This window comes from Bartonella sp. MM73XJBT (assembly GCF_028618465.1).
Classification (GTDB): Bacteria; Pseudomonadota; Alphaproteobacteria; order Rhizobiales; family Rhizobiaceae; genus Bartonella.
In genome coordinates, this window is record NZ_JAQISY010000034.1 from 1 (window position 1) to 11,093 (window position 11,093).

Annotated in this window: 9 protein-coding genes and 2 pseudogenes; 6 read left to right on the plus strand and 5 right to left on the minus strand. The window is 35.1% G+C overall.

Annotated features, from left to right (window positions below; all coding sequences use genetic code 11):
• Positions 1 to 177: 177 nt before the first annotated feature.
• From PVV69_RS08185 to PVV69_RS08200, 4 genes are all read left to right on the plus strand, one after another.
• Positions 178 to 702, plus strand: coding sequence for a hypothetical protein (locus tag PVV69_RS08185; RefSeq protein ID WP_273757122.1), 525 nt, complete (start codon positions 178 to 180; stop codon positions 700 to 702).
• 88 nt (positions 703 to 790) lie between these two features.
• Positions 791 to 1,231 carry a hypothetical protein gene (locus tag PVV69_RS08190; RefSeq protein ID WP_273722110.1) on the plus strand — a complete coding sequence of 147 codons (441 nt, stop codon included), beginning with the start codon at positions 791 to 793 and terminating at the stop codon, positions 1,229 to 1,231.
• A gap of 828 nt (positions 1,232 to 2,059) precedes the next feature.
• The gene (gene ssb / locus PVV69_RS08195; protein WP_273757123.1) at positions 2,060 to 2,497 is read left to right on the plus strand and encodes a single-stranded DNA-binding protein; all 438 of its coding nucleotides are present in this window, start codon (positions 2,060 to 2,062) and stop codon (positions 2,495 to 2,497) included.
• Positions 2,498 to 2,507: 10 nt separating this feature from the next.
• Positions 2,508 to 3,032, plus strand: coding sequence for a hypothetical protein (locus PVV69_RS08200; protein ID WP_273757124.1), 525 nt, complete (start codon positions 2,508 to 2,510; stop codon positions 3,030 to 3,032).
• 144 nt (positions 3,033 to 3,176) lie between these two features.
• Here PVV69_RS08200 and PVV69_RS08205 read toward each other — a convergent pair whose 3' ends face one another.
• Entirely contained in the window at positions 3,177 to 3,686 is a 510-nt protein-coding gene (locus tag PVV69_RS08205) for a hypothetical protein (protein ID WP_273757125.1), read from the minus strand.
• A 209-nt stretch (positions 3,687 to 3,895) separates the two neighbouring features.
• Between PVV69_RS08205 and PVV69_RS08210 the strand changes: the two genes are divergently transcribed.
• Together PVV69_RS08210 and PVV69_RS08215 are read left to right on the plus strand one after the other, a co-directional pair.
• On the plus strand, positions 3,896 to 4,228 hold the full coding sequence (locus PVV69_RS08210; protein ID WP_273757126.1) for a hypothetical protein: 333 nt from the start codon (positions 3,896 to 3,898) through the stop codon (positions 4,226 to 4,228).
• Positions 4,209 to 4,793, plus strand: a pseudogene (locus tag PVV69_RS08215) (phage terminase large subunit); the annotation flags it as partial. The gene PVV69_RS08210 and the pseudogene PVV69_RS08215, both read left to right, overlap by 20 nt.
• Positions 4,794 to 6,394: 1,601 nt before the next feature.
• On the opposite strand, the gene PVV69_RS08220 reads toward PVV69_RS08215, so the two are convergent.
• The 4 genes and pseudogenes from PVV69_RS08220 to PVV69_RS08235 form a co-directional block, all read right to left on the minus strand.
• Positions 6,395 to 7,174 (minus strand): hypothetical protein, encoded by a 780-nt coding sequence (locus PVV69_RS08220; protein WP_273757127.1) that lies wholly within the window; start codon positions 7,172 to 7,174, stop codon positions 6,395 to 6,397.
• Between the two features lie 95 nt (positions 7,175 to 7,269).
• Complete coding sequence (locus PVV69_RS08225; RefSeq protein ID WP_273757128.1) at positions 7,270 to 7,932, minus strand: hypothetical protein; 663 nt, start codon at positions 7,930 to 7,932, stop codon at positions 7,270 to 7,272.
• An 86-nt stretch (positions 7,933 to 8,018) separates the two neighbouring features.
• Positions 8,019 to 9,257: a hypothetical protein gene (locus tag PVV69_RS08230; RefSeq protein ID WP_273757129.1), complete on the minus strand. Its 1,239-nt coding sequence runs from the start codon at positions 9,255 to 9,257 to the stop codon at positions 8,019 to 8,021.
• 1,393 nt (positions 9,258 to 10,650) lie between these two features.
• Positions 10,651 to 11,093: pseudogene (locus PVV69_RS08235) on the minus strand (type ISP restriction/modification enzyme); the annotation flags it as partial.

Sequence of the window (11,093 nt, forward strand, 5' to 3'; positions counted from 1 at the left end):
AGCAAGTGATATTAATTGATTCAATCTGAGAGGGTTTAGAATGAGAAAACCTTACTATATTCGGGTCTTTAATTCAACATGCAGAACAGTAAATTATATATATAAATCAATGTGTTGCTAGCACCCGACGCCCTTATGGGCTGTTAATTAAAAACTTCATTGATAAGGATTACTAGCATGAACGCTACAGTTAAAAATCAAAAAACATCTCCAAAATATCAACTCACCAATCAAACAATTCTTCGTGAGGGTAAAAAACTTTATCGCATTAAGGCGTTAAGAGATTTTGGTGATGTTAAAGCTGGTCAACTTGGTGGCTATATTGAATCTGAAGAAAATCTTTCCCATGATGGTAATTGCTGGGTTGGTGATCAGGCCATTGTTGTGAGCCCTGGTCGTGTTTACGAAAATGCGCAGGTTTATGGCAATGCAGGTGTTGGTGGTTTTGTATATGGTAATGCTCGCGTCTACGATTCAGCAAAGGTTTTTGCCAATGCCCATGTGTATGATAATGCCCATGTTTTCGATAGTGCAAAAATTGTAAGTAAAGTGCATGTTTATGAAAATGCCAATGCATGTGGCATGGCTATTGTTACTAAGAATATTTGTGGTGACACAATGAAGAATGTTTATACAGAACGCCTTTCTCCTGCTGGTGAAATTTGCTTTGTTATGTGTAGTCCTCATAGGAAAACAGCTTAAATAACGGCGCGGGCGCGGCGGGGGCGCCTCCTTTAAAACATCTCATCTCATTTAAAAAATTAACGAATATTAGATTAGGGAGCGACCTATGACCAATACAACTGTATCTAAAAAATATGAACTTACTGATGAAATAAAAGAAGTTAAAGACCATCTCTATGGTAGAGTTAGAACACTTTATCGCATTAAAGCTTTAAGAAGTTTTGGAAGTGTTAAAAAAGGAGATTTAGGGGGCTTTATTGAAAGTGAATACAACTTATCACATGATGGCAATTGCTGGGTTGGTGATGATGCCAAGGTTTATAATGCTGCTATGGTTTGGGGGCATGCGAAGGTTTTTGAAAATGCAATAATTTGTGATGAGGCGTGTGTTAATGGGTTTGCGAAGGTTTACGGTAATGTACGTGCTTATGGAAAGGCAATTATTGGTGGCAGGGCGCGTGTTTTTGGAGATACGCAACTTATTTTGGGGGCATGGGTTACAGGAAGAAAAGAGATTTCTACAGGTTTAATATCCTTTTGTAGATAGATAAAGACTGTAGAGGAATTGATTAAAGCGGCTGTGGCGTCTAAAAGATAGAATTAAAAGAAAGCCGCGTCATTTAAAACACGGCTTCTTTTATTAAAAACCATTATTGACAAGGACAATTCATTATGAAAACGATTAATGAATTACATATTTTGTGTATAAACGCAATGGCGTTTTTATCAAATTGCATCATAAAACAGATCATGCTATACTTAATTCGCAACGTTATTCTAGCGTTGTTTTTTAACCGTTCTCTAGATTAAAAACATTTATTATCTTAAGTATCAAAAAAAAGCCGTGCCAATTGATTTTGACACGGCTTTCATTTTGTTGTTTTGCAATGCATACTAGCGTCAAATAAAATACTACATATTGTGGATAAAGGCAAATGTATTTTAATTCTATTTGCATCTTAAAACAGGCTATGCTAATATAGAAATCGATTTAAGAAACTGAAAACCTTGTCCCTCTTTTTGAGATGGCAAGGTTTTTTTATATCACCTTATCATAACCTTGCTTTTGAATGCTCAAATCTTAAGAAAAGCAAAGAATAGCCAATAAAAAAACCGCGTCAAAATTAATCGACACGGCTTTTTTACACGCTTTCTGTTATTCCATTATCCAAGAGTGGACGAATATCTCTATATTAAACAATCTGTGTAAAAAGGCAAGCCATTTAAAAAATAAAAAATAGGATTCACATTGTAGATTCAATAGGTTACAATAATTTGCGTTTGTAAATACAACCCGTAATGTGTTATACTATTGTCAGTTGTAAATTTGTTTTGTTGTTACGTGTCATTTCCCCCATAAAAGGATATAAACCGCATGTTAAATAAAGTGATTTTAATTGGCTATTTAGGGGCTAATCCCGAAAGCAAAACAATGCCATCAGGTGGTGAGGTGGTCAATTTTCGTTTAGCAACGTCTGAGAGCTATACAGAAAAGGCAACCAATAAGAAAATCCAAAAGACAGAATGGCATTCCATTGTGGTTTTTAATCCACATTTGGCAAAAATAGCACTTCAGTATCTTAATAAAGGCAGCAAGGTCTATATAGAGGGGCAGTTACAAACCCGTAAATGGCAAGATAAAAACGGTGTTGAACGTTTTGTAACAGAGATTGTCTTGCCACAATACAAAGGCGACTTAAAGCTTTTAGATGGCAAAAATGATGATGATCAAGAGCAGTCGTCCCCTTATGACAGAAGCTTTCACAGACCTCTTGATATGCCTACAGTACCAAATGACAGCGTTCCTTTTTAAGAGGGTATGAGTGAAAAAAAATAAAAAGAGGGGACGCCCTAAGATTAAAGGGAAGATAAGAGAAGCTAATGGTCGTATATCACGAGCAAAAGCGCCTCGTGAAGCCGTTGATAAATTGGCAATAGAAATGCGTGCAAAGCGCTTCTGTTTAAGCTTACAAGAGGCAAAAAATCCGCTTTCTGGTACCTATATAGGGCGGCTGTGTTTACAAGGTGTGCTTACACAAGAGCAATATGACGCCGCACAACAGTACCTACAGATAAGAAATGATTACCTTTGTGCAAAAGGCTTGCCTAATGCTATTTATGACGAAATGCCATCATCTGCAGATGATAAAGCAAGAGACAAATGGGTAGAATTTGCAACAGAACGATTTTTAAATACGCAAGAGGTAATAAAAGAAGCGCAACATCTCTATAGACAGTACAATCTTTACGCTGCGCTACAGTACCTTGTTATAGAGGATCAAGAATTACCGCATCTTGTAAGCTCACTACGTGTCGTTCTTAATGCGCTTTATAAATATTGGAAATAACGGCGCTGTAACAAAACAGTGACCGCTCCCTTGTAAAAGGGGTCAGGTGCGAAGAGGTGGCTTGCTGCCTCTTTCGCTTTTTATAGATCATTGCATATCGCTCTTAATGCTCTTCAAAATATTTTTCAAAAAATCATGTAATTATTAACGGATATCCCTTAAAAGTTTATATAGTATTTCCATTTGATAGTCTAGTTTTTCAAGTTCTTTCCTATTACTAGCCATAAAATTTCGAATTCCGGAAAGACGTTCCAGAATTTCTGATATGTCTGTATAGTTTTTAGATTGTCTTGCCTTAATTAAATTTTTCATTTCCGTTATTTCATTTGTCATACCCTCGGTTAAAACACGCGATAAACGCATTCGTTCTATAATTATATCGTGCCATTGTTGCATCATGTTGGCATGTTGTTCAAGTTTATGCTTTGCTATACGCGAAGTATTTGCGAACCATAAAGAGTTGCGGAAAGCGCTTTCCCACCAGTTATCTACATCAAACATATACTTACGGATCGCACTCTCTCGTTCTATAATTTCTTTTGAACAGAAGAACTCATTGGAATTAGCATATCCATTTGAAGGGGATATAAGATACGTTATCAAAAGTGCGATACTTAATACGCTTCTAAATAAAGATTTTTTTATAAACATCATTTTTACCTTTAATATACGTAATATACACTTTATCTGTTTAACAGATTCCCTTTAAATTTATCAATATGTGTTATTTTTGTGTTGACAAAGTGATGCAAATCGTATTTAATGACATTGCTGTACTTAGGCGTATTGTGTCTAAATGAGGGTGATGTACAGTCTAAAACCCCGTAAATGCGGGGTTTTTTATTATCTGGAGGGAGGAATTTATGACATCAGAAAACACACAACAGGTTTTACAACCGACCAAAAAGTCTCTGCCTCCTAATGCTGGTCAAGGGCGTGTTAAAGGTGTGCCCAATAAGAATACACGTCTTCTTAAAGAGGCAATTATTAAAGCTGCTGAATTGGCAGGCAGCAAATATGGCAAGGAAGGGCTGATCTCTTATCTCGAAAAACAGGCAATCAAATGCCCCGCTGCTTATTTAGGGTTGCTTGGTAAGATCTTGCCCTTGCAAGTGACGGGAGAGGATGGGGGAGCCATTAAGATGATAGGGCGCGTGGAAATCGCTCCTTTAGTGAATGACAACACGACAGATTAAGATTGTTCCAAAGCTTATACCGATTTTTACAGGGAAGGCTTTGGTGCGGGCGGCTTTTGGAGGACGGGGGTCAGGAAAGACAAGATCTTTTGCTTTGATGGCGGCTTTAAAAGGCTATCAATTTGGTATGGGAGGGATATCAGGCACTATCCTTTGTGCACGTCAGTTTCAAAATTCGCTAGCAGAGAGTTCCTTGGAGGAGATAAAACGTGCTATTGAAGCCCATGACTTTTTAAAGGACTATTACAAGGTTGGGGAGTCTTCAATTAAGTCGATTGATGGGCGTATAGGCTTTCAGTTTTGTGGACTAGACCGCAATATAGCCAGCATCAAATCCATGGGGCGGATATTGCTGTGTTGGGTTGATGAGGCAGAACCGGTCACAGAAACAGCTTGGCAGACGCTTATACCGACGTTGCGTGAAGAGGGCGAGGGTTGGAGAGCAGAGTTATGGGTGACATGGAACCCATTACGGGACAATGCACCGGTTGAGAAGCGCTTTCGTTTTTCAGACAATGAAGCCATTAAACGTGTTGAGATCAATTGGTCAGACAATGTAAGATATAATATCAAAAAACACAATAAAGTCAATAGTTTGTTTGTAATTATTTTATATGAATCCACTTAAGAATCCATCTTTTTATGCATGATTCATTTGACCATTTTTTATAAAAGATTGCCATGTATGAATAGACCATAAAAAGCAAATCATGATGTAAATATTATAACGCATGTGTGTATTCAAATGAAATGAAAAGCAGCTATCATTCATAATAGTTCATAAATTTTATGATACGTTTTTATCATTCACAAATCGCATTGTTTTAAAATTTAGTCGTTTGAAATGATCGATAACATATGTTTAAAGATCACAGCTTGTTTTAACGATTGGATTGGTAATCGCATAAAAAGAAACAAATTAACGTTCGCCAAAATTGACGAGCGCAAAATCTAAAGATGTTATAGCAATATCTTATTATCTATTAAGGGTATAATCGTTTGAAACTATCATAAGAGTTATAGGTTTTAATTCATTAAAGGTGCATAAAAAAGGATTTAAAGACAAAATCGTTTTTAAAGCGCTTACTAAAAATTTAGTAAATGATAGGCAGTCATTATACAAACATATCATCACAACAGTTATGAAATTCAAAACGTTATGTCTTATGATGCGAAAACCTTTTAATGAATATGGTGTATAGTGAGTTTTAAATGATGGAACTCTCTTCGCTTCCACAAAAAAATGGAGGCGAATAATGCCGTAGAAGTAGAATACTATATACCTTAGACATGGTAATAAAAAACGTTTTAAAGACTATAGTTTAAAAATACGAAACCAAATGGGGTCAATCCAAATTTGGAGGCACCTATTGAAACAAAGATAAGCAAGCAAAATTCAATAAGACATGAGATTTTTCTAAATTTTGAGTCAAAAGTTACCCTGTTTAAAGAATGCTCTCTTTTAAAGATAACGAGCTCGAATTTGAGCTGGTTAATGTGCAAAGAAATTAGGTTTTAATGAAAAGTGAAAATACGCTTATAAGAACCTCTTTAAGGAAACGTTTAAAATTTGAAACTGATGTTTTATAACAGCTATAAACTTAGTTATCATTTGCTCTTAAGAACGTTTCATTTACGAAAAACAAAGATCTAGATTTTACAGCAGAGCAAATCTTAAAAACCATAGATTCTAAAAAGCGTTTGTTTATTTGTCTTATGAAAAGCTGCTTTTAAAAACCAATGCGCATAAATAGAAAAACTGTTTTATGACAGATATTCCCTTCATAGGCATTTCTCTTGATAGATTTTAAAGAGGCATTTTGATTATGTGCTTTATTTCAAATGACTCCCTTTAAATATGAGAGCGTTTTATTGATAGGTTTATAAAAATCAAAAGCGTTTAGAAACTCTCTTATTCAAATGAATGCTATCAAGATCATACCCATCATTTATGATCCTTTTGATAAGTTTTCATAAAAACAATAGAACGCTTGCAATATGATACGTTTTGTATATATGCATTTATCACTCCATTGTGGATGATTATTAGATCATTAGAAACGTGATTAGAAAGCCGCGTCATATTACTTGATACGGCTTTCTTATTTGAATTCTCTCTTTTATGATGCGTTTATAGCTGTAAGAAGGCGCCCCCCACGCCGTTCTTTATTCTGTTTCATCAACAATCTTGACAAGGTTATCGCTTTCATAAACCTCATAATTTATAGGAACTTTCCTTACTTTGCTTCTCTTGGTTAATTTCGCATTGCCATAAGCGCGACCCCAGACCTTCGTATAGAATAAAACCTTGGCATTGCCAAAAACAGAGCCATAAATTTCAGCACAACCGCCCACCAAAGCACCGCCATAGACCTTGCCATAAATTTTGGCACGACCATTAATAAAGGCATAATTATAAACCTCAGCATAGCTATGAATATGAGCCGAGCCAGCAACAATGGCACGACCATAGACCCTTGCATACCCCAAAACCGTAGCATCATAAGAAACATGCGCATAATCATAAACATGAGCATCAGCAAAAACGCGGGCGCCCCCACTCACATGGGCATACCCATAAACATTGCCATAAACATGAGCATTGCCATAGACACAAGCATGGTCATAAACTTTTGCATATTGAGAGATGAAAGCCTTGCCATAGATTTCACAATTCCCATAGACTTGACCACAGATTTGAGAAAAATGACGTATTTTTGCATTGTCAGAAACGCGGGCATGACCATAGACACAAGCTTTATCATAAACCCAGCAATTGCCCTCATGGGATAGATTAGCTTCCTTTTCAATAAAGCCTCCTAAATCCCCAGTCTTAACATCATCAAAATCTTTTAAAGCCCGAATGCGATAAAGATTGATAGTTTTTCTCGTCAGAGCATGTTTAATTTTTTTGCTTCCTCTAGTTAATTCGTATTTTTTGCACATAAGAATACCTCACACAATTGAATGTGTTAAACATTTGCTAAAATTTGGAATGGAAAATTTGAAAGAAGGGCGCCCCCGCAACGCCCAGCATTTATTTACGCTGCTTTGTTTTCAATAATCTTTACAACGTGATCGCTTTCATAAACTTCACAATTTATGGGAACCGAACATAAACCGCTATGTCTTTTTATCCTTGCATTGCCATAGACTTTGCCTCTAATCACGATATAATCAGAGATTTTCGCATTTCCATAAACAGAGCCGTAAACATCAGTATGAGACCCCACACTAGCATTGTCATAAACCTTGCCATAAATCTTTGCAGCGCCACTTACAACAGCATCATCATAAACCACAGCATTGCTATGAATACGTGCACACCCCGATAATTTTGCATTCCCATAAACCCTTGCATATTGAAAAACCCAAGCATTATAAGAAAGATGCGCATTGTCATAAACATGAGCATTTGCATAAACACGAGCGCGGTCACAAACATGCGCATTGCCATAAACAAAGCCCATAATAATAGCCTTATCAGAAACCCTTGCATTTTCATAAATATAAGCAGGATTTAAAACAAGAGCATTATCATATACCCAGCAATTGCCATCATGAGAGAGGTTTTCTTCCTTTTCAATAAAGCCACCAAGGTCACCAGCCTTTACATCAGCAAAGTCTCTTAATGCTTTAATGCGATAAAGAGTTTGATTATTTAATACACGTGTCTCATTTGTAAGTGCAAACTTTTTTTGCATAGCACAATTCCTTTATAAGAAGATTTAATTTTTGAATGAAAGAATTTGGTTAGAAAGCAGGCGCCCCCGCACCGCCCGTGCTTTATTTATGCAGCGTCATTTATGGTTTTGTTATTATTACCAATATTATCATAAATTTTTTGATTGCCATCAACTATAGCATTGCCAAAGATTTTTACTGAGTCAGAAACATATACATTGTCAGAAACGACGGCATTATCGTAAACATGAGCAGCCCAATCAATACGAGCAGAGCCTAATATTTTTGCATTGCCATAAACAAAGCCCTTTACATAGGCATTATCAGCAATTTTCACATTGTCATAGATTTTTGCATCAAAAATGATATTAGCTTTATTACAAACAAAGGCATTGCCATAAACTTGACCACGAACGATAGCATTGTCATTAATTTTTGCATTGCCATAAACATGAGCATTTGCACCGAAAACCCATGCATCATCATTAACAACGGCATTGCCATAAACTTTAGCATTTCTATTAATACAAGCATTATCATGTATTTTTGCATTCTCAGAAACGACAGCATCCCAAAAAACGGTAGCATTATCATATACCCAGCAATTGCCATCATGAGAGAGATTACTTTCATTTTCGATAAAACCACCTAAATCCCCAGCCTTTACATCATCAAAATCTCTAATGGCTTTAATGCGGTGTAAAGTAACCCCTTCAATAATCTTAGTTTCATTGGTAAATTCGTATTTTTTTGTTATAGGTAAAGAAACACAAGCGACATCAGAAATTTGAGATGCAAAATTAATCGTTTCATTGTTTTCAACACGTGTATACCAATTAATAAAAGCATTCCCATAGACTTTTGCATTGTCTCTTATAACAGCCTTATCACATACAACGGCGTTATTAAAAACACGAGCATGTTTGTAAACATAAGCATACCCACAAACCAAGGCATTATCAGCAATTTTTGCATTGTCATAAACACTAGCAAAATCAAATACCTTTGCATTATCACAAACCGTTGCATTATCGAAAACACTAGCATAATTAAAAACAGTAGCATTATCAGAAATAAGAGCATTATTATAAACGCAAGCCTCATTAGCTACCCAGCAATTACCATCATGTGATAAGTTACTTTCCTTTTCAATAAAGCCCCCTAAATCCCCCGCCTTTACATCAGCAAAATCTCTAATGGCTTTAATGCGGTGTAAAGTATGACCAGCCACGCAACGTGTTTCATTCGTAAATTCGTATTTTTTTGCAGGCTCTTGTTTATTATTAGATGCGGTTTCATTTGAAATAGAAGAAATAACGGGGGTGTTTTTTGAGATAATTTTCATATTAAGATTCCTAGTTATTTAGAGTTTTGATATTGACGACCTATAAAGGCGCCGGGCGCTCAAAACACGGTAACTAGTCCGTTGCTACGCTTTTCCCATAAGGGTATTGTATAGCGTAACTACACCCGACAAAATTATCATATATGCTAATCACAGCATAAAAGATAGTCAGTATTTTAAAGGACATGGAAGAGGCTGTTTCGTAGCCTATCCGCTAGTTATTAAGTGTTTTGATCACTTGATTATTTATATAACAAAATACGTATTTATTGTCAATTATTATTTTATCTTTTTTGATATTTTTTATTATTTTTTTAAATGCATTGTGTATAAATATTATTTATATACTTCTTTTGTATTTATGTGCTTTTAAAGCGATATTATGGGCTTTCTTAAACAATTGCGTTATTTTCTGAATCTATACATTTATAATATTGAGAAACGCTCTCATGATGCGTATTTTTAACTTTATAACGTATCTGTTTTTTACTAAATGGTTTTTAAAGATTTCTGTTAATTTCTTTTATAATACATTTTCAACTTAATAGCTTTTATAGGGACTGTCTTTATAACAAATGATTTCATTTGCGTTGTGATTATGAAAGCCTGCTGTTTCACGCGTGCTTTATAGCTGTTATCTGCTTTATAGCCACCGCATCATTTTTCATTTTCATAAGAGAAATGATAATTGTGATTTATAGCTTGTTATGAAATCTCTAAAGAGAGATTGATAATTATAGAGATTAGCAAAATCCCTTTTAATAGACTTTTGTCAGTTTGTGTCTGTAAATTGAACTGACAAAAGTGATCATTTTAGTGAGTGATTAAAACGTGCTTTATGAAAGAAGCATGTGATCTCTTAAAGCCTTTCAAAAGAAAGGGGCTATCATCATAAGAAATGCTATCAAGGCTCTTATGGTTATGAGTTTTAGAGGTTTTGGGGGTTTTGGGGGTTCTTTTTACCCATTATCATTTTATTTTTTTAATCCAAAATAAAAGTTGTTATATTTCAATAAGTTAATGTTTCAAATAAACAACCTGTATTAAACACAACACATAAATACAATCTTTAATATATATTTAAGAGGGTTTTGTAGGGGTTTTGGGGGTTTTTAAAACAGACAAAACCTATAAGCAAAATGAAGATATAAAACTCTCTTTAAAGAGGTTTTTTGAAAGCTATAAAGCTATCATTTGAGATTACGGTGTAATCTTTTAAAGGCAATCCAAATGACAGTGTTTAAAAGTGCAAATGATTTCTTTTTAGAAGAACGCATGATAAATTATTTCTTTTAAGATTGTATCTAATTAACTTACAAAAGAGGTATAGATTATGGTTATAAGACTCTATACCCCTTATAATTAGCATGCCCATTATGTGAGCATGGCAAGTCTATTCAGTTTCTCTTATTTCTAATTTTGGTAGGCTCTTAACAATTTTCATTGTCTCTAAACTTACAGTAATACCCCTTTGAAACAACTCCAATGGATAAGCAGGGTTACCAACGGTTTCAACAGCATAGCGATTGGCATCATTAACAATGCCACTCTTTTTATCAGTCTTTATGCATTGACGCCCCATAACCCATTCAAGAGCAGGCTTGCCATTTACGATATACTCATAAGCTTCAAGAGGAATGTCTGTCATGACGATATTGCTGTTATAAATAACAGTGGATTTATCCTTTTCCTTGCTATTCTTAATTTTTGCGAATTTCATTTCAGTCACATAATAAAACTTTTCTGGATTAGAGATATCAGTCTGTTTTGGATTGCCTTTTTTTTAAAGGTCACTGGATAAGGTTCCACATCTTCATAATTTACGTGTAAATAACC

Coding starts and splice junctions, on each gene's coding strand:
- PVV69_RS08220 (WP_273757127.1), bottom strand. CDS start 7,174: ATGTGCAAAAAATACGAATTAACTAGAGGAAGCAAAAAAATTAAACAT.
- PVV69_RS08225 (WP_273757128.1), bottom strand. CDS start 7,932: ATGCAAAAAAAGTTTGCACTTACAAATGAGACACGTGTATTAAATAAT.
- PVV69_RS08185 (WP_273757122.1), top strand. CDS start 178: ATGAACGCTACAGTTAAAAATCAAAAAACATCTCCAAAATATCAACTC.
- PVV69_RS08230 (WP_273757129.1), bottom strand. CDS start 9,257: ATGAAAATTATCTCAAAAAACACCCCCGTTATTTCTTCTATTTCAAAT.
- PVV69_RS08205 (WP_273757125.1), bottom strand. CDS start 3,686: ATGATGTTTATAAAAAAATCTTTATTTAGAAGCGTATTAAGTATCGCA.
- PVV69_RS08210 (WP_273757126.1), top strand. CDS start 3,896: ATGACATCAGAAAACACACAACAGGTTTTACAACCGACCAAAAAGTCT.
- ssb (WP_273757123.1), top strand. CDS start 2,060: ATGTTAAATAAAGTGATTTTAATTGGCTATTTAGGGGCTAATCCCGAA.
- PVV69_RS08190 (WP_273722110.1), top strand. CDS start 791: ATGACCAATACAACTGTATCTAAAAAATATGAACTTACTGATGAAATA.